Origin of the sequence: Synechococcus sp. F70.1 (assembly GCF_047502745.1) — a bacterium.
Classification (GTDB): domain Bacteria; phylum Cyanobacteriota; class Cyanobacteriia; order Thermostichales; family Thermostichaceae; genus Thermostichus.
This window is the reverse complement of sequence record NZ_JANSJL010000073.1, coordinates 1-20,727: the sequence shown is the minus strand read 5'-3', so window position 1 is coordinate 20,727 and position 20,727 is coordinate 1. Positions and strand designations below refer to the sequence as shown.

At 60.3% G+C, this 20,727-nt stretch carries 19 protein-coding genes and 1 pseudogene; 10 read left to right on the top strand and 10 right to left on the bottom strand.

The genetic code is table 11. The features are described from left to right. Positions 1-515 (bottom strand): LPS export ABC transporter periplasmic protein LptC (lptC, locus tag NW860_RS07860; RefSeq protein WP_414513474.1); only part of this gene is annotated, 515 nt, incomplete at its 3' end. Between the two features lie 122 nt (positions 516-637). Here lptC and NW860_RS07855 point away from each other — a divergent pair. From NW860_RS07855 to NW860_RS07845, 3 genes are read left to right on the top strand one after another with little or no spacing between them, the layout of a single operon-like run. Then, positions 638-1,483 carry a branched-chain amino acid ABC transporter permease gene (locus tag NW860_RS07855; protein WP_414405126.1) on the top strand — a complete coding sequence of 282 codons (846 nt, stop codon included), beginning with the start codon at positions 638-640 and terminating at the stop codon, positions 1,481-1,483. After that, a complete protein-coding gene (locus NW860_RS07850; RefSeq protein ID WP_414395449.1) occupies positions 1,483-2,460 on the top strand; it encodes a branched-chain amino acid ABC transporter permease in 978 nt (325 codons plus the stop codon). Before NW860_RS07855 ends, NW860_RS07850 begins: the two co-directional genes overlap by 1 nt. Positions 2,461-2,495: 35 nt before the next feature. Next, complete coding sequence (locus tag NW860_RS07845) at positions 2,496-4,667, top strand: RNA degradosome polyphosphate kinase (protein ID WP_414513472.1); 2,172 nt, start codon at positions 2,496-2,498, stop codon at positions 4,665-4,667. A gap of 33 nt (positions 4,668-4,700) precedes the next feature. On the opposite strand, the gene NW860_RS07840 is transcribed toward NW860_RS07845, so the two are convergent. The 6 genes and pseudogenes from NW860_RS07840 to NW860_RS07815 form a co-directional block, all read right to left on the bottom strand. Next, a complete protein-coding gene (locus NW860_RS07840; protein ID WP_414513470.1) occupies positions 4,701-5,282 on the bottom strand; it encodes a DoxX family protein in 582 nt (193 codons plus the stop codon). A gap of 391 nt (positions 5,283-5,673) precedes the next feature. Further along, positions 5,674-6,837: pseudogene (ribB, locus tag NW860_RS07835) on the bottom strand (3,4-dihydroxy-2-butanone-4-phosphate synthase); the annotation flags it as partial. Positions 6,838-6,902: 65 nt separating this feature from the next. Then, complete coding sequence (moeB, locus tag NW860_RS07830; protein WP_414405129.1) at positions 6,903-8,063, bottom strand: molybdopterin-synthase adenylyltransferase MoeB; 1,161 nt, start codon at positions 8,061-8,063, stop codon at positions 6,903-6,905. 2 nt (positions 8,064-8,065) lie between these two features. Then, the gene (locus NW860_RS07825; protein WP_414395455.1) at positions 8,066-8,347 is read right to left on the bottom strand and encodes a MoaD/ThiS family protein; all 282 of its coding nucleotides are present in this window, start codon (positions 8,345-8,347) and stop codon (positions 8,066-8,068) included. A gap of 111 nt (positions 8,348-8,458) precedes the next feature. Next, entirely contained in the window at positions 8,459-8,932 is a 474-nt protein-coding gene (locus tag NW860_RS07820) for a M67 family metallopeptidase (protein ID WP_414513468.1), read from the bottom strand. A 138-nt stretch (positions 8,933-9,070) separates the two neighbouring features. Further along, positions 9,071-9,358 (bottom strand): DUF6464 family protein, encoded by a 288-nt coding sequence (locus NW860_RS07815; RefSeq protein ID WP_414395459.1) that lies wholly within the window; start codon positions 9,356-9,358, stop codon positions 9,071-9,073. Positions 9,359-9,577: 219 nt separating this feature from the next. Here NW860_RS07815 and hslO point away from each other — a divergent pair, with 219 nt between their 5' ends. Then, positions 9,578-10,537, top strand: a complete 960-nt coding sequence (gene hslO / locus NW860_RS07810; RefSeq protein WP_414411588.1) for an Hsp33 family molecular chaperone HslO — start codon at positions 9,578-9,580, stop codon at positions 10,535-10,537. Between the two features lie 207 nt (positions 10,538-10,744). Then, positions 10,745-11,752 carry a glycosyltransferase family 2 protein gene (locus NW860_RS07805; protein WP_414410794.1) on the top strand — a complete coding sequence of 336 codons (1,008 nt, stop codon included), beginning with the start codon at positions 10,745-10,747 and terminating at the stop codon, positions 11,750-11,752. 9 nt (positions 11,753-11,761) lie between these two features. On the opposite strand, the gene NW860_RS07800 is transcribed toward NW860_RS07805, so the two are convergent. Further along, entirely contained in the window at positions 11,762-12,988 is a 1,227-nt protein-coding gene (locus NW860_RS07800) for a YcjF family protein (RefSeq protein ID WP_414395465.1), read from the bottom strand. A gap of 236 nt (positions 12,989-13,224) precedes the next feature. Here NW860_RS07800 and NW860_RS07795 point away from each other — a divergent pair, with 236 nt between their 5' ends. The 3 genes from NW860_RS07795 to NW860_RS07785 all read left to right on the top strand — a co-directional run bounded on the left by NW860_RS07795 (position 13,225) and on the right by NW860_RS07785 (position 14,823). Continuing rightward, entirely contained in the window at positions 13,225-13,776 is a 552-nt protein-coding gene (locus NW860_RS07795; protein WP_414513465.1) for a Dps family protein, read from the top strand. A 140-nt stretch (positions 13,777-13,916) separates the two neighbouring features. Further along, positions 13,917-14,189: an Asr1405/Asl0597 family protein gene (locus NW860_RS07790; RefSeq protein WP_414513463.1), complete on the top strand. Its 273-nt coding sequence runs from the start codon at positions 13,917-13,919 to the stop codon at positions 14,187-14,189. Next, entirely contained in the window at positions 14,173-14,823 is a 651-nt protein-coding gene (locus tag NW860_RS07785) for a (2Fe-2S) ferredoxin domain-containing protein (protein ID WP_414513461.1), read from the top strand. The genes NW860_RS07790 and NW860_RS07785 overlap by 17 nt, the downstream gene beginning before the upstream one ends. An 86-nt stretch (positions 14,824-14,909) precedes the next feature. Here NW860_RS07785 and thrC read toward each other — a convergent pair whose 3' ends face one another. Both thrC and NW860_RS07775 read right to left on the bottom strand, forming a co-directional pair. Next, positions 14,910-16,022 (bottom strand): threonine synthase, encoded by a 1,113-nt coding sequence (gene thrC, locus NW860_RS07780; protein WP_414513459.1) that lies wholly within the window; start codon positions 16,020-16,022, stop codon positions 14,910-14,912. Positions 16,023-16,107: 85 nt separating this feature from the next. After that, complete coding sequence (locus NW860_RS07775) at positions 16,108-17,607, bottom strand: isochorismate synthase (protein WP_414513457.1); 1,500 nt, start codon at positions 17,605-17,607, stop codon at positions 16,108-16,110. A 330-nt stretch (positions 17,608-17,937) separates the two neighbouring features. Here NW860_RS07775 and menA point away from each other — a divergent pair, with 330 nt between their 5' ends. Both menA and NW860_RS07765 read left to right on the top strand, forming a co-directional pair. Continuing rightward, a complete protein-coding gene (menA, locus tag NW860_RS07770) occupies positions 17,938-18,804 on the top strand; it encodes a 2-carboxy-1,4-naphthoquinone phytyltransferase (protein ID WP_414513478.1) in 867 nt (288 codons plus the stop codon). 169 nt (positions 18,805-18,973) lie between these two features. Further along, positions 18,974-20,716 (top strand): hypothetical protein, encoded by a 1,743-nt coding sequence (locus NW860_RS07765; protein WP_414513455.1) that lies wholly within the window; start codon positions 18,974-18,976, stop codon positions 20,714-20,716. Positions 20,717-20,727 lie beyond the last annotated feature (11 nt).

Genomic DNA, 20,727 nt, shown 5'->3' with positions numbered 1-20,727 from the left:
CCTTGGCCAAAGTCCATCAGCAGGCGGTCCCCCTGCAGGAAGCCCTGATCCTCCAACAGCTCCACTTTTACCTCGCCTTCAGCCTTGAGCAAGCGCTGGGCCGGCAGCCACTCCAGCCGCTGGGCCTGCAGGCGCAGGTTATCCCGCTCGGACTCTACCTCGACTTGCCCCCTCAATTCCAGTCGCCGTTGGCTGGGGTAGGCAGATCCCTGCTTGGCCCGGACGCGAACGGCGCGGTCGTCTTCGTCAAAAAACTCTCCCTCGATGGCCTCCAAGTGGGCGGATCCCAACTGCACGGGGGTACCCTCTGACGGCGGCGGCTCGTACTTGGCTAGGCGTGCCTTCAAGCGCCAGAGCAGACCACCGTCGGGTTTGGCCTGGGTAAGAGTGATGTCTTCGTAGAGTAACTGGGGGGTGGGAAGAGAGGCTGCAGGTGTGGGATCCCTGCTTGCCGGCAGCTCCGGCCCACTACAGGCAGGGCCCAGCAGAGCGAAAGCTACGAGCCACCCCAGCATCCAAAAAGAATGAGACGGCACGGCTCTCTCTTGGGCGCCTCCTCCTACCCTAGCGCTATCCTACTGAGATCCGCCTGTGGCATCATCAGGCAAGAGATTGCGGCACAGCTGTGGAGCAACTGTTGCAACTGTTCATTTACGGCCTTGTGTTGGGCAGCATCTACGCCCTGGGGGCAATTGGCGTGTCCCTGACCTTTGGCATTTTGCGCTTTGCCAACTTCGCCCACGGGGATCTGATGACCTTAGGGGCCTATTTTGCCCTGACCTTTGTCGGCTGGGGCTGGCCCTTGGGGGTCAGTTGGATCCCGGCAGCCTTGGCAACGGCAGTGTGTGCGGTGGGGATCGACCAATGGGTCTATCGTCGCCTGCGCCGGGAGGCCCCCGTTATTTTGCTCATTTCCTCCTTTGGCACGGCCCTGATTTTGCGCAGCCTGGTGCAGATTCTCTGGGGGCCCGACAACCAGGTGTACCGCCAGGGCATCCAGATCCCCTGGGAGGTGGGTGGGCTGCGCATTAAGCCAGACTGGGTGGTGATTTTGGCGGGAACGGCGCTGCTGGTGGTGGCGCTGCACCTGTTCTTGCAGCACACGCGGGTGGGGAAAGCCATGCGGGCCATGGCCGACAACTTTGACTTGGCCAAGGTGACCGGCATCGATACGGAGCAGATCATTCTCTGGACCTGGACCCTCGGGGCGGCTTTGGCCTGTCTGGCGGGCATCTTCCTCGGCCTAGATACCCGGCTGCACCCTACGATGGGCTGGCGGCTGTTGCTGCCCGTTTTCGCTGCCGCCATCCTCGGCGGCATTGGTCGTCCTTACGGAGCCATTGCTGGGGGGTTGGTGATTGGCCTAGCGGAGGAGTTCTCAACCTTGGTGATTAGCCCAGCCTACAAGACGGGGGTGGCCTTTGCTATCCTGGTCCTCCTGCTGATCTTCCGGCCTACTGGGCTAGTGGGGGGGCGAGCCTGATGCTGAGCTATGCCATTTTCTTCTTGATTTTGGTCGGGATCTACAGCGTACTGGCGCTGGGCCTCAACATCCAGTGGGGCTACGCCGGTATGTTCAACATTGGCGTGGGGGCCTTTTTTGCCCTGGGGGCCTACGCCAGCGCTATTGTTACGACGCCGCCAAGCCCTGAACATCTGGGGGGCTTTGCGCTGCCCTTTTGGGTGGGCTTTGCGGTGGCAGCGGTAGTGGCGGGAGCCATTGCTTTTTTGATTGGCTTGATTACCCTAAACCTGCGCTCTGACTACCTGGCCATCGCCACCATTGGCATTGCCGAGATCATCAGCCAAATCCTGAAAAACGAGGGCTGGCTAACCAACGGCGTACGCGGTATCACTCGCATCCCGCGGCCCTTTCGCGGTTGGATCCCAGGGCAGGATACGCTGCTGTACCTGGGCTTGGTGCTCTTGGTTTTGGCAGGCGTTTACTGGCTAAGCGAGCGGGCCTATCGCTCCCCTTGGGGACGGGTGCTGCGGGCCATTCGGGAGGACGAGCCGGCAGCCCTAGCTGCGGGCAAAGATGTCCTCCAGTTTCGTCTCCAGGCATTTGTCCTGGGATCCATGCTCATGGGGTTGGCAGGGGCCCTCTATGCCCATTTTGTCAACTTCATCAGCCCGGAAGCCTTTCAGCCCGAGTTTGCCACCTTCATTGTCTGGGTGATGTTGATTGCCGGGGGCAGTGGCAACAACCGTGGCGCTTTGCTGGGGGCGCTGGCCATTTGGGGGGTGTGGTCGGCCAGTGAACTGTTCACCAATCGTCTGCCGCCCCAGTGGGCTACGCGGGCTGGTCCTTTGCGCATTCTGCTCATCGGGCTCCTCCTGCAGGTTATTCTCCTCACCCGCCCGCAGGGTCTGCTGCCGGAACGTCCGCCCCAGCCGGTTGGGGATGCCTCTTCTTTGTCCAGGGCGAGCAGAACCCCTGAGGGAGAGTCAGCAGGATAGGATGGGGTCGGCTGCCCCCTCTCCAATCCCGCCTTATGACGATGTTGCCTCCAGGAAACCCTCCTTCCTCTGAGCTTGGCCCAGGCAGTTGCCCTGCAGAAGTTGGGGTTGACCCGGGTGGGATCCCGACTGCCCCCACCAAAGAGGGCTACGCCCTGCCCGAGCATTACTTTAACCGCGAGCTGAGCTGGATTGAGTTCAACGCCCGGGTGTTGCACGAGGCCCTGGACGAGCGCACTCCCTTGCTGGAGCGGCTGAAGTTTCTGGCTATTTTCGAGAGCAACCTGGACGAATTCTTTATGGTGCGGGTAGCAGTGATCCGCCGCCAGTTGGAAACAGGCGTGCTGCTGCCAACCCCCGATGGCCTCACCCCCCAGCAGCAATTGCGCCAGATTTCCCAGCACCTACGGCCCCTGATTCAAAAGTTGCACGAGTGCTTTCGGCAAGAGCTGGTGCCTAAGCTGGCAGAGCAAGGCATTCACATCCGCAACTTTAGCGACCTGACGGAGGCAGAGCGGCAGGAACTGCGGGAGTATTTCGATCGCCGCCTGTTTCCCCTGCTCACCCCCCTGGCGGTGGATCCGGGCCATCCTTTCCCCTATATTTCCAACCTCAGCCTTAACCTGGCGGTGGTGGTGCGGGATCCAGAAACGGGCAAGGAGCATTTTGCCCGCGTCAAAGTGCCCAACACCCTGCCCCGCTTTGTGCCCCTACGGGATGGGGTGAGCTTTGTGCCGCTGGAGCAGGTGATTGCCCACCACCTGGAGGCGCTGTTTGTGGGCATGGAGGTGCTGGAGTACCATCCCTTCCGCATCACCCGCGACGCTGATCTGGCCATCCAGGAGGACGAAGCCGACGATCTGCTTGCCGCCATTCAGGAAGAGCTGCGCAAGCGCCGCTTCGGCTCGGTGGTGCGCATGGAGGTTGCCAAGTCGATGCCCCCTGCCATCCGCCAGCGGCTGTGTGAGGAACTCCACCTGGATGCCGACTTGGTGTACGAAGTGGATGGCCTTCTGAACCTGGGCGGGCTCATGGCGTTCCTCAACCTAGACCGGCCCGACTTGAAGGATCCGCCTTGGGGGCCCGTCACACCGCCCCGCCTGCGCACTGCTTCGGTGAGCGAGGAGCCGGTGGATATTTTTGCCGTCATTCGGGAAGGGGATCTGCTGGTGCACCACCCCTACGAGTCTTTTGCCGCCAGCGTAGAGCGATTTTTGGAGGAAGCGGCCAACGATCCCCAGGTGCTCACCATTAAGCAAACCCTCTACCGCACCTCCGGGGACTCCTCAGTGGTGGGATCCCTCATCCAAGCTGCCGAAAATGGCAAGCAGGTGGCCGCTTTGGTGGAGCTGAAGGCTCGATTTGACGAAGAAAACAACATCCTCTGGGCCAAGAAGCTGGAAAAAGCCGGGGTTCACGTGGCCTATGGCCTGCCGGGGCTGAAGATCCACTGCAAACTGGCTTTGGTGGTGCGAGAAGAGGAGGGATCCCTGCGCCGCTACGTCCACATCGGCACCGGCAACTACAACCCCAAAACTGCCCGTATCTACACCGACCTAGGCCTGTTTACCTGCAACGAGACGCTCTGCCACGATGTTACCGAGTTGTTTAACGTGCTCACTGGCTACTCGCGGCAGCGGCACTTCCGCAAGCTCCTGGTAGCTCCCCGCACGCTGCGCCAGGGGATGGAAGCTCTCATTCGCCGCGAGATGCGCCACGCTCAGGCAGGGGGTCAGGGGCGGATCATCGTCAAGATCAACTCCCTCACTGACCCGGAAATGATCCGGCTGCTCTACGAGGCTAGCCAGGCAGGGGTGGAGATTGACCTCATTGTGCGCGGCATGTGCTGCCTAAGGCCAGGGATCCCAGGCTTGAGCGAGCGCATCCGCGTCATCAGCATCATTGGGCGCTTTTTGGAGCACTCCCGCATTTTTTACTTCTACAACAACGGCCAGGAGGAGTACTTCATTGGCAGCGCCGACTACATGACCCGCAACCTGGATCGCCGCGTCGAGGTGGTTGCCCCCGTGGAGGATCCGGTGTTGAAGCAGGAGCTGAAGGTTATTCTGGACATCTGCCTGACAGACAACCGGCAGGCTTGGGAGCTGCGTCCTGACGGCACCTACGTGCAGCGACGGCCTAAGCCGGGAGAGCCTGTGCGCTCCACCCATCAACGCCTGATGGAGCGGGCTGCCGGTCGCGCTTAGCCCTCACCCGCAGACCTGAGGGAAGGGACCAGCTCAGGAGGGAGGCGGCGGAGGGGCTTCGGCCGCTTCTTTCTCCGCTGCCCTAACCTGCTCTGTAGCCGCTTGCAAAGAAGACTGCAAGCTCTCCAGCTTTTCTCGGCTAGCGCGGTTTAGCCACGATTCGATGGCGTTCACCAAAAGCTGATCCCCCGAAAACCAGCCGCCACCATTCACAGCAAAGGCCAAGAAGATGGCCGCGTAGATAGCTGATAGCTCCAGGTAGGAAACGCTGAAACCAGCCACCTTGATGTGGTGAAACATGGCCACCGCCATTGTTGCTACCAAGCTCAACGCGGCAGGCCGGGTGAACAGGCCGAGGGCTACCAGGGGGGCCGCGATCAGTTCAGTGTAGGCAGCTACATAGGAGAAAAAGATTGGGAAGGGCAAGCCGATGACTTCTACGTAAGCCGCTGCAAATCCTTCGATATCTGCCAGTTTGTCAAGGCCGTTGTGGATCATGAAGAGCCCTGCCACCCCCCGCAGGATTGTCCAGCCCACCTGAGACCACCGCGGGCCAACGCTGTCGTGACGCAGGACAGAAGTCAGCAGCCCGAGAAACCGCTGAAGGAGGGCCATAGGGGAAACCTGCTCTGCTAAGGAACGTAAACTACTGTAACGATTCTGAATGGTCTGCAGCAAGACGAAGCCGGAGCGTCGCCACTCCCGCTAGGAGAGGAGATCCCCTAAGGTTTGCCGGAGCAGTTCCCAAGGGGTACTGGCGCGGCTTTCCTGGCCAGCGATCCCTGTCTTCGTTCGCTTCTTGCGACTGCAGTCCGAAGTCCCCGTTCTGGCACAGCACCTGCTGCCGCAAGGAGCTCTTCTAGAGCTTCCGGCGTCGAGAGCAGATCCTGCGCCGTCTTTGGGCTAGGGCCCTCGACCCTCCACTGCCCTACCGTCCTAGACCGGGGTGGAGCTGCGGTTCAAACTTTCCGGTAAGAGAGCAGGAGGGCTCCATCTGCAAACTGAGATCCGACTCTTCCACCAGCAGGGGCACCCGCTCGGCTACTTCCAGGCCAAATCCCCTCAAGCCGCTGATGTGGCGGGAGGTGTTGCTGATAAGACGCATCTTTCGCACCCCCACATCCCGCAAAATCTGGGCGCCAATGCCGTAATCGCGCAGGTCCATTGCCCCTGCTGGCACCGTCTCGGCAAGACCTAGATCCTGCCGGGCATAGGACTGAATTTGCTCGATGAGGCTAAGCTCTGGGCGCCGCAGGTACACCAGCACCCCCTTGCCCTGGTGGTCGATCATCTTCAGGGCAGCAGTCAGTTGGCGACGACAGTCGCAGCGCAGGGATCCCAATGCATCCCCCAGGGGGCACTCCGCTTGCACGCGCACCAGGACAGGCTCGGCGGCAAATTGGGTCGGATCCCCCTTCACAAGCGCTAGGTGTTCTACCTGGTTGAGGGTGTCGCGGTAGCCGTAGACCTGAAACTGGCCAAACTCCGTCGGCAGGGTGGCGGTAGCCCCACGATGGACCAACCGCTCCGTGCGCAGCCGGTACTCGATGAGATGGGCAATGGTGATGATCTTAAGATTGTGCTTGCGAGCAAACTCAACCAACTGGGGCAAGCGAGCCATGGAGCCATCCGGGTTTTGGATCTCGCAGAGCACGCCTGCCGGGTAAAGCCCTGCCAATAAGGCCAAATCCACCGCTGCTTCGGTGTGCCCGGCCCGCTTGAGCACCCCACCTTCTCTTGCCCGCAAGGGAAAGACATGCCCTGGTCGGCGCAGGTCTTCCGGCCGCGTATGGGGATGGATGGCCGCCTGGATGGTACGAGCGCGATCGGCAGCGGAAATGCCCGTGGAAACCCCTAACTCTGGCCCGGCATCGATGCTGACCGTAAAGGCAGTCTGGTTGCTGTCAGTGTTCTGCCCCACCATCAGCGGGATCTTCAGCTCGTCGAGGCGGGATCCCTGCATGGCTAGACAGATAAGACCCCGCCCATGGGTGGCCATGAAGTTGATCACCTCTGGCGTGGCAAACTGGGCAGCACAGATGAGATCCCCTTCGTTTTCCCGATTCTCGTCATCGACCACGATGACCATGCGGCCACCCCTAAGGTCTTCCAGGGCTTCGGGGATGGAGTGGAAGAGGGTTTCCGTCTCCGCTGGCAAAATGGCGCTCATGGGGGTAAAAAGAGCCCTCCAGTTTATCCTAAGCAACCACCAGGGAGGGCCAGAGCTATGGACTACTAGTATTTGGGAATGGAGGGATCGTAGGCTTCAGCCCAGGCGAGGATACCACCGCGCAGGTTTTTCCCCTCGATCCCGGCTGCCTTCAGGATCTTCAAGGCTTTGGCCGAGCGCACCCCACTTTTGCAGTGGACGACTAGCTCTGAGCCGTTGAGAAGCCGCCGCACCTGCTCCACTCCATCTCCATTTTCAATCTGGGGCAACGGGATCAAGTGGGCACCCGGAATCCGGCCCAGCTCCCACTCGTTGGGATTGCGCACATCGACAAGCACAAACTCCTTGCCGGCATCCATCCATGCTTTCAGCTCGTCCACCGTGATCTCGGGGATTTCTGCCTGTTCTCCAGCCCGCGCTTGCGGGATGCCGCAGAACTGCTCGTAGTCGATGAGCCGAGTAATGGGCGGGGTGTCAGGATTCTTGCGCAGCTTTAGCTCGCGGAAGCTCATCTTCAGGGCATCGTAAAGGAGCAGCCGCCCACTTAGCGTCGTGCCGATGCCCAGCAGGATTTTCACGGTCTCAGTTGCCTGGATGAGGCCGATGATGCCCGGGAGGATCCCTAACACCCCCCCCTCGGCACAGGAGGGCACCAAGCCTGGCGGGGGTGGCTCGGGGTAGAGGTCGCGGTAGTTGGGACCGCCCTCGTAGTTGAAAACCGTTGCCTGCCCCTCGAAACGGAAGATGGAGCCGTAGACGTTGGGCTTGCCCGTTAAAACACAGGCATCGTTGACCAGGTAGCGGGTGGGGAAATTGTCAGTGCCATCGACAATCACGTCGTAGTTGGCAAACAGCTCTAGGGCATTGTCAGCCTTCAGGGCGGTGTTGTAGACATCCACCTGGCAGTAGGGGTTGATCTCCAGGATGCGGTTTTTGGCCGATTCCACCTTGGGCTTGCCCACCCAGGAGGTGCCGTGGATGACCTGCCGCTGCAGGTTGGACACGTCAACCACATCAAAGTCAACAATGCCAATCCGCCCCACGCCGGCTGCGGCCAAGTAAAGCAGCAGGGGCGAGCCAAGGCCGCCTGTGCCAATGCACAACACCTTGCCCGCCTTTAGCCGCTTCTGCCCTTCCAGGCCCACCTCCGGCAGGATCAAATGGCGGGAAAATCGCTCCATCTCCTCGCGGGAGAGCGTGACTTGGCTGGTGTCTAGGTTCAACATGGTCACCACCCTCCGGCAATGGCAGGGACGATGCTAATGACAGCCTCTTCGCCTACAGGGGTGTCATCGCCCTGGGCCAAGTTGCGCACGTCCTCGTCATTGAGGTAGACGTTGACGAAGTTGCGCAGCTTGCCATCCTCCGTGTAGAGGTGCCGCTTGAGCTCACTGTAGCGGGTAACTAGGTTGCGCATCACCTCGCCAACGCTGCTACCTTCGATTTCGACCGCTTCCAGATTGTCGGTGTAAGGCCGCAAGGGGGCAGGGATCAAGATCTTGGTTGCCATAGGAGTTCGGGAAAAGAGTCTAGCGATCTTGAGGGAACACTTGAGGCTCTGGGATCCTCTGGCCAACTCTCCAGTCCAGACTACCGCTTTGCTCCCCAGCCAAAGAGAGGCTTAGAGCAAGGCAGGGGATGCCTCCGCCCAAACCTGGATGGGCTCCCGCTGCAGTTGTTCCTGCTCGTCCAAAACCCAGCTGGCCACCTCCTCTGCTTTGCCCTCGCGCACGCTGACGATCACGCAGGAAAAGCCCCAGGGGAAGGCATGCTGCCGGTCGAACTCGGAGGGGAGGGCAGGGTAGTTGGGATGGGAATGGTAGGTGCCTAGGATCCCTAGGCCCTTGCCACGAGCATAGTCGCTGGCTCGCTTGAAGTCAGCTGGCTCGATCAAGAAACGACGGCGGCTGGACTCCCCATCCGCCAAGGGGTTTTCAGCCTGATCCCAGCTGTTGGCCACCGGCCAAAGCTCGTGGACGAGCTTGTCAGATCCGTTGAGCTCGCCAATTAGAATGCCGCAGCCCTCGTAGGGGAAGGCCTGTTCGCCGTGTTGGCGGATGGCGTGGAGGTGCTCTGCCGAAAGGTAGAGGGCCATGAATCCCGCCTTTGCCGATGGAATTATCGTCCTTTATTCTGGCACAAATGGGCCCGGGCGTATCTTCCCCCCTCTGCTTGCGCCAGCGGTGTAGAGCACGGAAAACGCCGCTTGTCGCGCCCTGGGGTTATCCTGCAGCTACTCCGAGCCGCTGTGGCGGGAGGCCGGCGCTGGAGGGATAAGAGGCAGGTAGTGGGGGCAGCCCTGACAGGGCCCCTGGGGATTGACCGCGCAGCGCAACCATGCCGAGCGAGCGCTAAAGGCACAGGAGGGATCCCCTAGCGGTTGGCCAAACTCTCCAGCACGCTGGCGGCGCAGCAATACCACTTGTCGGCGCCAGTCCCGCAAAAATCGGCTATAGGCGTGTTCTTGCCAGCGGCGCTTGGCTGCATGTTGTAAGAGTTGGGCGGTGAGGTGATCCACCATAAAAGGCCAAAAGGCGAGGAGTTGTGTTGGATTGGCCTGGATCCTCAGGATGGCACACCTTAGTAAGGGGAGGGAAAAATTGCAAACTCTCTTTGCCCTGGGGATAAGCTGCCTATGATGGTATGGGGCAAGCTAGCTTTGATTTTAGGAAGTTGCAGCAAGCCCAAGCCGCTAGGAGATCCCGGCAAGCTGGCTTCTGAGAGGAGTATCGAGGTTGTGATGAAAGGCGCCTGCGGCTCAGAGCAATGGCAAAACCCAAAAGCCATCTCTGAAAGTCTTCCCCCCTCTCCTCCGGATTACCTAATCCGAGGTACGGCGGCAGAAGACAACATTCGCGTGGTGAGCGTTGTTTCCACTCAGGCAGTCCAGGAAGCGCGGGAGCGGCACCAGCTCTCCTATGTAGCAACAGTGGCGCTGGGGCGAGCCATGAGTGCAGCTCTACTGCTGGCGGCTGACCTGAAGGAACCCCAAGCCCGGATTGGCCTGCAAATTAGGGGCAATGGCCCCCTTGGTGGCATTCACGTCGATGCCGGCGTGGATGGTACAGTGCGCGGCTACGTGAGCAACCCGGCTATTGAACTTCCCCTCACCCCTGAGGGCAAGTTGGATGTGGGCCAGGCGGTTGGGCGCTACGGCTATTTGCACGTCGTGCGGGACTTAGGCTACGGCCAGCCCTACACCAGCACTGTAGAGCTGGTTTCAGGAGAAGTGGGAGATGACGTTAGCTACTACCTCACTTCCTCTGAGCAGATCCCCTCGGCGGTTCTGCTGGGGGTGAGCCTCGATTCCCAGCGAGTCCGTGCTGCCGGTGGAGTGCTGGTGCAGCTCCTGCCAGGCGCGCCGGCCAACTTGATCTCGGAGATAGAGTCTCGGCTAAGCCAGGTGGAGGAATTCACCCCCCAACTGGCCCGCGGTAAAGCTTTGCAGGAGCTGCTAGAAATTTGGCTAGGTGACTTGGATCTCAAGCTAGCGCCAGAGGTGCTCCCTGTCCGCTTCCATTGCCCCTGCAATTCCGAGCGGGTGAAGGGGGCGCTGCGCATGCTAGAGCGGGATGAGCTCCTGGAGATGATCCAAACCGATGGGGGGGCGGAGGTGGTTTGCCAATTCTGCAACAAGGTCTACCGCCTTTCCGAAGACGAGCTGCGCTCGATTGTGGCTGAGATGTCGGCCAGCCAGTAAGGATTGAGTTTGTCGACAAATCTTGGTGGACAAGCTTTCATCCTTGTCCTAGATTACTTACCAGGCCGATGGCAAGAGCCAATCTCGTGGGCGGGTCAAAGGCTCAATTAGGTGGGAGGCCAAAAGCGGCAACAGTGACTCAAAGTCTCCCCTGGCCCAGCGCTCAACACAAGAGTTGCTAGAGAAAGAATCCCTACTTTTTTTCCGATGTCTCCCCTTACTCCTGAGCTCTCGGTTGTCATCCCCTGCAAAAATGAGGCAGACAACCTAGAGTCCCTGTTTGAGCGCTTGCAGCTCACCTTGGATCCCCTGGGGATCCCCTACGAGGTTATCTGTGTCAACGACGGCAGCCAGGACGACACCCTAGAGAAACTCATTGCTTTCCATCGCCGCGATCCTCGCATCAAGGTGGTCAACCTTTCCCGCTGTTTTGGCAAGGAGATTGCCCTCACGGCGGGTCTGGATTATGCCTCCGGCAGGGCTGTTGTTCCCATCGACGCTGACCTGCAAGACCCACCCGAGCTGATCCCCCAGATGCTGCAGCTATGGCGGCAAGGGTACCAGGTGGTCTACGCTGTGCGCCGCAGTCGCCAAGGGGAAAGCTGGCTAAAACGCCTAACGGCCAACGGGTTTTACTGGGTGATCGAGCAGCTGAGCCAGGTGCCGATCCCGCGCAATACGGGGGATTTTCGTCTCTTGGATCGGCAGGTGGTGGATGCTATCAAGCAACTGCGGGAGCGCACCCGCTTCATGAAGGGGATTTTCGCCTGGGTGGGCTACCGCCAGGTGGCCATTTTTTACGACCGCGCCCCCCGTTTTCGCGGCAAAAGCCAGTGGAATTACTGGCGGCTGTGGAACCTAGCCATAGAAGGCATCACTTCTTTTAGCTCCTGGCCGCTGCGGGTGTGGAGCTATCTGGGCCTGGGGATCTCGCTAGCCGCTCTGCTGTATGGCCTTTTCCTCGTCGTCCGTACCTTGCTGTTTGGATCCGACGTGCCTGGCTACGCCTCTTTGGCCGTGATGATCTTGTTTTTGGGCGGGATCCAGTTGATTAGCCTAGGCGTGATTGGAGAGTACTTGGGCCGCGTTTTTGAAGAGGTCAAGGGCCGCCCTTTGTACCTAGTCAATGGCACCTTTGGGCTGGAGAGCTCCCCCCCTTTGCCTGCAGCAGAGTCCCAATCCATCTACAGCTCCAGTTCGCTGCCTAGCCAATAGGAGCGGCCCTCACTCTTTTAGAGCAGTGCGCCTAGAGGCCGCATATTGTCGGTACTCGCGCACAAAGATCTCCTGCACTTCCTTTTGGGAGAGCTGGATCCCTCGAATTTCAGCGCGAGCAATGGCTTTCATCAGCTCAATGTAAGCCAAGCCCAGGGAAAGGGTGAGGGTGGCTGCTGTGGTGGATTGGATAATGCCGCCTGCAAGGGATCCCGCGCCAGGAATCATCTTTAGCAAGTTGGAGACAATCGCCCGCCCAGTGACCACTGCGCCCCCAATGCCCGCCAGACTCGCTATCAGAGAGTAGTAAAAAGAAGGAGAAGCTTTGTAGCCAAAGATAAAGCTAATATTGGCAATCATGCCCACTTGTGACGCTACCAGTAGAGGGGCATCCGCAAAAGGAAGGGGTGCGGCCCCGATGAACGCTGCGCTAGCCACATAGGCCGACACATACTTAAAAGCAGCATCAGCTTTGAGATCTACCCGCAACAACTGCTGCCGGATGAAAGCAAGGCGAGCGGCTTCCGGCAGTAGCTCCGACGTACAGCCAATCAGGTGCTCCAGCCCATGGGCGGGTATGGTGAGGTGTCGGTTAATGACCTTGTCCCGGGCCAAAACAGGAACGATGTAGCGAACGGGCAGATTTTGGCGCTGCAAGTACTGGAAAAACTCGCTCTCTTCGGGATTTGGGTATTCCAGACATTGGGTCAAGACCAGGATGACTGGCACATCTTTGAGTTCTAACTCTCTTAGCCACTCGCGCTCGGTTTCCTCCAGCCGCTTTAGCTCGTGGTGGATGCAATACCAAACAATGTGAATGTGATGTTTGGGATCCTTAAAGCGCAGCTCGTCGATGAGTTGGGCCACCTCGAGACGGATTTGGGTATTTTGTTCTCCCGCCAATTCCATGCCAGGTGTATCGTAGATGGTAATTGGGCAACCCTGCTTCGAGTACTTGCGAATGTGGCGGGTAACAGGGCTGCCAACTCCAGTGCGGGCCAGCTCGTCTTTAAACACCGCGTTAACTAAAGTGCTTTTGCCCACCCCGCTTTTGCCAATCACCAGGACGTTGCAATGGCCCATTTCGGCCTCCGCCTCTAGCAGGCTCTCTTGGAGCAGGTAGCCGGCCCAACCTTCTGGGTTCCCCTCTTGCCCCCGAGCACGCGCAACAGCCCGCTGGGTCACGTGAATAAGTCTTTCAATCCAGGAGGGCATTCTCGCCTCCGTCCGCGACATGATCTTTCCCCAGTGAGGGTCGGTACGGGATCCCTAATCCAGTGTGCCATCCTCTCCCCCACAGTTTCCGCCCCTGGCGCTTGTTCAAGAAGCTTTATTGAGAGCTATTCACAAGAGCTACTAGTTTGCCCTATGCTGGGGAAAAGTCAACACCAAAAACCCCTGCGTCGACTCAATCAACTCCGTTGGGTAGTCTGGATAGATAGCTGTATCCTCACTTTGGAGAACCCTGCCCTATGTCTGAAACCTCAACCTTGCGTCAGGCCTTCAACACCGTCCGCAACAACGCTGTCCTGCTCGGCCCGGAGGTCACCCAGCCAATCTGCGAGGGGATGAACGCCCTTCTGGCCAGCTTCCAAGGGCTGTACTTGCAATACCAAAAGCACCACTTTGTGGTGGAGGGCACTGAGTTCTACCCCCTACACCAACTGTTCAAGGATCACTGCAAGCAGGTGAGGGGACACGTCCACGACCTGGGAGAGCGCCTTGCTGGTTTGGGGGGTGTGCCAGTGGCTACCTTTAGCAGCTTGGCCAAGCTCTGCTGCTTTACCCCCGAGCCCGATGGCGCTTTCGAGGCCCGGCAAATGTTGAAGAACGATCTGGCTGCGGAGCAGGCCATCATCGATCTGCTGCGGCGCCAGGCTGCTCAGGCGGAGAGCTTAGGGGATCGCGCCACCCGCTACCTCTACGAGCAGATCTTGCTGAAGACGGAGGATCGGGCCTTTCACCTCAATCACTTCCTGGCCAATGACAGCCTAGTGTTTGGCTTGATGGACGCCAGAGCCTAGCCCAGATCCAGAGCAGGCTTGCCGGTCAAGGGGGCCTGCTGCTTGCAGGCAGAGCTCGTTTTTGCAACGTCTTGTTGAAAACTCATATCACTATTGCCTAGCTGCGTTTAGACTTATTTGCCGAGGCTTTGCTTCTGGCCATGAACCCCCTGTCCTATGAAAGTGGCTATTGCTTGCAGATCCCGCTAGGGGAGCGCTGGCGCATTCGGCGGCGGCTGGTGGAGTTGGGGATCCCAGCAACCTGTACGGGAGAGGGCTATTTGCAGGTGCAGGTGGACTCGCCTTTGGCTGTGGTGCAGGTGCGAAGTGTGATCCGCCAATACACGGCGCGGCGGCAGGAGTTGTTGGACAGCCTAGAGGCTTGTTGGCGGCTCAACGCAGAGGCTGGCGGACAAGATGAGCAAGTTTGCTAAGCAAAGGATCCCGTTTGAGGTAGAGGGCCAGTTCCTGGGATTTCTTCCCGACAAGGATGGCAAGCTCAAGTACTTGCGCTGGCAGGCCGAAGCAGAAGTGTTTGTCGGCAAGATCCCCCAGCCGCTGCGTTCTGCCCTCTGCCGTACCCTCAAGCCAGGGGATAGGGTGCAGATTGCGGGGGAGCGGGAAGTCGATCTGCTCAAGGAGCGGGAGAAATGGGTGCTCTACCGCGTGGTTCCGCTCGGAGAGAGGGCAGGGTGTATAGCTTCCGGGGCCGAGGCAGATCCTGAGCCAGGTGCTCCAAAGGCTAAAGGTAAGGTGCTGGTCTGCCAAAAATCCAACTGTTATCGGCTTGGAGCTGGAGCGGTTATGCAGGCCCTGAACTTCCACTTGGCTGCCTACTCTGGCTCAATTTGCGTGCAGGGGGTGGGCTGTCTGAAAGATTGCCAGCGGGGCCCAAACGTGGTGTTCCTGCCCGACAAAGTTTGCTACAGCGGTGTTTCTCCGCAAGCTGTCCCTGCCTTGCTAGAGCGGCACTTTCCGCTAGTTCAGCAGGCTGACCAAAGCCAGGCTGCTGCAAGCCAAGGCGCACAGCCCGAAGAGGGCAAGCGGGCCTTGGCGCTGTACTGGTAGTCCCCGTTCGCAACAGCGGCAAGTTCATTTGCCTAGGAGTACGTTGAGCGAGGAGGTCATGCTCCCGCTACCCGAATCCGGCAGCCCTAAAAGCCCATCAAGCGGGCCACAGCAGCCAAGTCGGGAAGAACCCCCGCGTGGATGGGAGCAGATCCCTGTTGGGCGGCCGTGTCGGGATCCTTAAGGCCGTTGCCGGTGAGCACGCACACCACCTGGGCGCCGGCAGGCACCTGATCCCGCCATTTCAGCAATCCCGCCACTGCAGCGGCACTGGCCGGCTCGCAGAAGATCCCTTCCTCTCTTGCCAGCAGATGATAGGCGGCCAAGATCTCCTCGTCAGTTACACTGTCCACCCGGCCACCGCTGACCTGGACGGCCGCCCTGGCCTTCGCCCAACTGGCAGGGTTGCCAATGCGGATGGCCGTGGCCACCGTTTCTGGGTGCTCCACGACACGGTTGAGGACGATGGGGGCGGCGCCAGCAGCCTCAAAGCCGTAGAGCCGTGGGCGACGGCTGGCCTTGCCTCGCTGGTAGTAGTGGCAAAAGCCCATCCAATAGGCGGTGATATTGCCGGCGTTGCCCACCGGAATACAGAGCCAATCGGGAGCATCTCCCAAGGCATCCACCACCTCAAAGGCGGCAGTTTTCTGCCCCTCCAGCCGAAAGCGGTTGACAGAATTGACCAGTGCCACCGGGTAGGCTTCCGCCAGTTGCCGCACCATGGCCAGTGCCTGGTCAAAGTTGCCCCGAATGGCAATGATCTCCGCCCCATACATCAGGGTTTGGGCCAGCTTGCCCTTGGCCACATAGCCATCAGGGATCAGCACGTAGGCCCGCAAGCCCCCTTTGGCTGCATAGGCAGCAGCTGCTGCCGAGGTATTGCCGGTGCTGGCACAGATGATGGCCTCTGCCCCCGCCTCTTTGGCTTTGGACACCGCCAGGGTCATGCCCCGATCCTTGAAGCTGCCCGTGGGATTGAGGCCTTCCAGCTTCAAGTAAACCTGGCAGTCTCGCCCCAGCCGTCGGCTCAGCGCGGGAGCGGGGATCAAAGGGGTATTGCCCTCATGCAGCGTCACTACGGGGGTGTTGGGACTGACGGGGAGCCACTCCCGGTAATGCTCGATAACGCCGGGCCAGAGACCCACTTGGGCGCGGGATCCGGCCCTGGGCAGGGAATAGGTGGGATTGAGGGTAACCATGCTGCCGACAAGTCGAGGCCGTTGGAGGGCCAGCTCTCTAATTTAACTGTTCGAAGACCGTTGTAGCGGCTTGGCCAGCTCTCGGCTAAGGACCCAGGGGATCTGGCGGCCGGAGGGCCAGGGCCTGGACCAGCGCGTGCAGCTTGAGGCGGATCTCAGCCACCTCCTGCTCGGGCTTGGAGTCGGCTACGATGCCAGCGCCAGCATACAGGCGGGCCCGCTTCCCCTCAATCAGGGCTGAGCGGATCCCGACCACCAACTCGCCATTGCCCTGTAAGTCCACCCAGCCCAAGGGGGCGGCATAGCTTGCCCGATCAAAGGGCTCTAGCTGCGCCAGCCACTGCAGTGCTGCCTGCTGGGGGTAGCCTCCCACAGCGGCAGTGGGGTGGAGTTGGGCCAACAGGTCAAACAGGTGGACGTGGTCGGGAAGTTCCGCTTCGATAACAGTTTGCAGGTGCTGGATGTGGGCCAAACGGCGCAGCCGTGGCTGAGGGGAGATCCAGGGATCCATCCCCAGCCAGCCCAGAGCCTCCTGAATTGAGCGCACCACCCACTGGTGTTCGCGGCGGTTTTTGGGGCTGCGGAGCAGCTCCTCGGCCAAGCGGCAATCCTGGGGCCCGGTAGAGCCGCGGGCAGCCGAGCCCGCCAAGGCATCGATCTGCACCCGGCCTTGCCACACCGAAAGCAGCCGCTCCGGGCTAGCTCCCAAAAAGACTTGGGGAGGCAAATCCCCCTTGCTTTCTGAGGCAAAGGCAAAGACGCTGCAGTCGGGATGATAGGCCTCCAGGTAGGCCAGCAGCGAAGGGATGGCGGGGGGAGAAGGCAACGCCAGGTCTACCGCTTCCGCCAGCACCACTTTCTCAAGGGATCCCGCCCGAATGACTTGCAGGGCCTTTTCAATTCGCGCCAAGAGGGCCTCTTCTGCCAGTGCCACCTCCAGAGGGGGCTGGGGCCTCCAGGCGGGCAAGGGGGCCTGGGCAAGGCGCTGCATGTGGGCAAAAAAGGCGGCGATCTGGCCAGCTAAGGCTGCCAAGTCGCTGTCGGGGCCAATTTCTAGGTTGAGCCGCGCCACCGTCACCTCCCCCTGCACCTGCAGTAGCTGCCAGCGCGGCAGAACCAGCGCTGCTCCGCCGCCACTGTGGGGGGCAAAGCCAAAACGGCAGAAGCACAATAGGCGCTCCTGGGGGCTACTTAGAGCCGGAGCGGTGTGAACATGAGGCTGCAGGGCTTGCACAAAGTCTCGCGCCACCTGGAATCGCTTCTCTCCGGCAAGATCAGCCCGCCGCAGGGATCCCCACCCCAGCACTTGCACCCGTTCCCCCTGCACCGTGTGGGCAAAGTAGCAATAGCTAGGAAGGTGCTGGAGAGGAAGCAAGCTCAACTCTTGGGCCAGGGCCGCCAGGGGATTGAGCCCGGGGAAGGGCCAGGCCAAGCTGAGAATCTGAGGAACCCCCTTTGCCCGCGCTAGCTGTTGGCAGGCTTCTAGGAGGGGCTTTTCCTTCTCTGGCCAATCAGCAGGGCTTAGCGGCGGCCGCCCGGCTCTTGCCGCGCCGTGGACATTCCAGGGGAAAAGAGAGGAAGTCATGCGCAAAAAAGAGGGAGATAATCTCACCTTGGCCGAAAACAAGACAAGCGTCGATAGAGACTTGGCAGGGCGCTTGAACCTACGGTTCGCTTCCGCGAACAAGACAAGGAGAGGAGCCAGGGGCGAAACTTGAGGAGCTTCTTCACAGATTGCAAAGTTCCTTAGATCTTTGGAGATGGGAACAGGAGCCCCCTAACCTAACAAGTACGGGACCAAGCCAATACCACCATGCCTGCCCAGCCGCAGCCGCCTAAGACAAATCCAAAGGCTAGCCAAGGCCAGCTTGGGGAAGAGAGCAGCCGCGATGCTTCCTTGCGGCGACAGCTGTGGATGGCTGCCCTCAAGCCCCCCATCTACAGCGTGGCCATCATGCCCATTTGGGTGGGATCCGCCATTGCCTACGCCCAGGTGGGTGCAATGGACGTGGAGATTTTGCTGGTGTTTTTGGGGGCGGCCGTTTGCCTCCTGGCTTGGGTCAACCTCAGCAATGACGTGTTCGATGCCCAGACAGGAGTGGACAAAAACAAGCTCCACTCGCTAGTCAACCTGACGGGCAAGCCGGCGCAGGTGTTCTGGGTTGGCAACGCCTTTCTGGCCCTGGGGCTAGCCGGGATCCTCTGGCTGAGCTGGCGGCAGGGGGATCCCACGGTGTTGCTGTTGGTGCTGCTGGCCTGCGGGCTAGGCTACGCCTACCAGGGGCCGCCGCTGCGCCTGGGCTACCAAGGTCTTGGGGAGATCCTCTGCTTTTTGAGCTTTGGTCCACTGGCGGTTTTGGCTGCCCACTACAGCCAAAGTCGGACTTGGTCGCTGCCGGCCTTGGCAGCCTCGCTGGTGGTGGGAATGGCAACCAGCTTGATCTTGTTTTGCTCCCATTTCCATCAAGTGGAAGATGATCGCGCTGCCGGCAAGCGCTCGCCAGTGGTTCGCCTGGGCACCCGCCGCTCCGCCCGCCTCGTCCCCTGGATCTGCGGCAGTGTTTTTGGCCTGCTGCTGCTGTTTGTGGGGCTGGGGATTTTCCCAGCTTGGACGCTTCTGGGTTGTGCCGGGATCCCGTCTGCCGTGCGGCTTTCCCGGCTGCTGGGCACCTATCACAATCAGCCGCAGCGGATTAGTCATTCCAAGTTCATTGCTGTTGGCCTCCACTTTTGGCTGGGGCTGTTTCTGGGGCTGGGCTTTATCCTCAGCCGCTTGGGTTAGTTAAGGGGAAGACGGGGGTTGTGATCTAGATCCTCCTGCTGCTGGCAAACTGCGCTAAGCTACAGCCTAACTGCCGGGTTGAGGAGCTGGGGATCAAAGCGGAGAAGTCGTAAGGATGCGGCAATTTTTCCATTCCAATCTAGGGGTAGCGCTCTTGGGGAGCGGGCTCTTGGCGGCTTTGGTTGCCTGGGCCTTGGCTCTTGAAATTGAAGAAGTGAAAGTGGAGCCTTTTCCCCCAGATCAGCCCCTTTCGGTCAGCCGCAAGGTGGACATTGTCGGACAGCAGGGGGGACGCCGTCGTTGGCGACTCATCGCCGAACAGGTAAAGCTGGCTGCCGGGCAACAGGTGTTCGAGCAGGGAGCGCGGGGCTACTTCTATGGAGACGGTGTCGATGCCGGGGAAGGCGCGCCGAGTCCGTTTTTTGCCAGCGGCAAGCAGGTGACTTGGCGGGCCAAGCGAGCCCGCTACGATGCCACTGCCGACGAGCTGTACCTGGAGGAAGAAGTGGAGGTTAGAAGTGACGACGGCAGCTTGCTCCTGACTAGCGCCTTGAGGATTACCCCTGCAGAGCGCATAGAAGTGCCAGCAGCGTTTACCGTCAAAGGGCAAGAAATGGTGCTGCAAGGCCGCTCCGGCTCGTTTAACTTTCCCTTTGCCCTCCTCAGGGCCGAGCAGGGCAAGCTCGTTGTCCTGCCGGGGGAGGGTCTGGACGGCGCCACCTCCACCACCATTACCGCTGACCAGCTCACCTACGACCGCAGCCAGCAGGTGGCCGAGGGGAAGGGCAACCTGCGCATCCGCGAAGGGGGTCTTGAGATTCGCGCCCCCCAAGGCACCTACCTACGCCAACAGGCGCAAAGCATTCTCTCGGGTGGCGTGGTGTTGCAGGAGGTGGCTGCTAAAAGCAGCCGGGATCCCCTCCTGGCCGACCTGCGCTTGGCCCAGGCTGCTCCCGCTTCCGCGGCAACTCCAAACCCCCAGAACCAGGAAGTTACCATCATTGCCGACCGCCTCACCTACGACCGCAACACGCAAGTTGCCCGCGGGGAAGGCAACCTGGAAGTTCAACAGGGGGAAACCACCATCCAGGCAGCTCAGGGCATCTACCGCCGTCGCGAGTCCCAAAGCCTGTTGACAGGGGGAGTTACCCTGCGCGAGCCTGGGCGGGTGCTCACGGCTGCTCGTTTGGAGGGCAACCACCGCGACAAGATCTTCGTCTTTGAAGAGAATGTGCTCTACCGGCAGATGGCCACCTCCACGCCGGCTGGCGGCAGCGGATCCCTGACGGAGGAGCTGCGCCAGGCTGAAACGGAGGTGCGGGCTGCCCGCCTGGTTTACAACTCCCGCACCGGCACCTCGGAGTTCAGTGGGGCCGTCGAGTTTATCCAGCGGGGGCGGAAAGCCAAGGCCAACCAGGCCATCATCACCCCTGAGAAGGTGGAGCTGCGGGGAGAGGTGGTGATCGAGCAGATCGAGGGAGACTGGCTGGCGCGGCGCCTCCAAAACCCCCAGACTCAAGCGGATGTGGATCAACCGACGGTGATCTACGCCAACCACGTGGAAATTGAGCAAGCCAGCGGCGACGCCCGTTTCTTTGGTCAGGTGGTCATTGTGCAAGCCAACCGCGCTGTCGAAGGGGATCGGGCGGAGTACTCCGACCAAGAGCAGATTTTCAGAATTACCGCTGAGCGGGCTCCTGTTCTGCTTTGCGATCGCGGCGAGCTCAATCCAATTCCCCGCAAAACGACCGAGGGGCTGCCCGGCCGCGATGCTCTGGATCACCTGTGCCGAGGCGCCAACCGCCTCAGCGGCAAGCTGGTCACCCTGAATATAAAGCAGGATGAGTACACCGTCGAAGGGGACGGAGAGCGGCAGGGGATGGTTCAATTTCGCCTCACCGATGCCCTCTGAAGGGATCCAGC

Bases quoted from the DNA above. Each gene is read 5' to 3' on its own strand.
- NW860_RS07850 (WP_414395449.1), top strand. From the start codon at position 1,483: ATGCTGAGCTATGCCATTTTCTTCTTGATTTTGGTCGGGATCTACAGC.
- NW860_RS07845 (WP_414513472.1), top strand. From the start codon at position 2,496: ATGACGATGTTGCCTCCAGGAAACCCTCCTTCCTCTGAGCTTGGCCCA.
- NW860_RS07840 (WP_414513470.1), bottom strand. From the start codon at position 5,282: ATGGCCCTCCTTCAGCGGTTTCTCGGGCTGCTGACTTCTGTCCTGCGT.
- moeB (WP_414405129.1), bottom strand. From the start codon at position 8,063: ATGTTGAACCTAGACACCAGCCAAGTCACGCTCTCCCGCGAGGAGATG.
- NW860_RS07825 (WP_414395455.1), bottom strand. From the start codon at position 8,347: ATGGCAACCAAGATCTTGATCCCTGCCCCCTTGCGGCCTTACACCGAC.
- NW860_RS07820 (WP_414513468.1), bottom strand. From the start codon at position 8,932: ATGGCCCTCTACCTTTCGGCAGAGCACCTCCACGCCATCCGCCAACAC.
- NW860_RS07815 (WP_414395459.1), bottom strand. From the start codon at position 9,358: ATGGTGGATCACCTCACCGCCCAACTCTTACAACATGCAGCCAAGCGC.
- hslO (WP_414411588.1), top strand. From the start codon at position 9,578: ATGAAAGGCGCCTGCGGCTCAGAGCAATGGCAAAACCCAAAAGCCATC.
- NW860_RS07805 (WP_414410794.1), top strand. From the start codon at position 10,745: ATGTCTCCCCTTACTCCTGAGCTCTCGGTTGTCATCCCCTGCAAAAAT.
- NW860_RS07800 (WP_414395465.1), bottom strand. From the start codon at position 12,988: ATGTCGCGGACGGAGGCGAGAATGCCCTCCTGGATTGAAAGACTTATT.
- NW860_RS07795 (WP_414513465.1), top strand. From the start codon at position 13,225: ATGTCTGAAACCTCAACCTTGCGTCAGGCCTTCAACACCGTCCGCAAC.
- NW860_RS07790 (WP_414513463.1), top strand. From the start codon at position 13,917: ATGAACCCCCTGTCCTATGAAAGTGGCTATTGCTTGCAGATCCCGCTA.
- NW860_RS07785 (WP_414513461.1), top strand. From the start codon at position 14,173: ATGAGCAAGTTTGCTAAGCAAAGGATCCCGTTTGAGGTAGAGGGCCAG.
- thrC (WP_414513459.1), bottom strand. From the start codon at position 16,022: ATGGTTACCCTCAATCCCACCTATTCCCTGCCCAGGGCCGGATCCCGC.
- NW860_RS07775 (WP_414513457.1), bottom strand. From the start codon at position 17,607: ATGACTTCCTCTCTTTTCCCCTGGAATGTCCACGGCGCGGCAAGAGCC.
- menA (WP_414513478.1), top strand. From the start codon at position 17,938: ATGGCTGCCCTCAAGCCCCCCATCTACAGCGTGGCCATCATGCCCATT.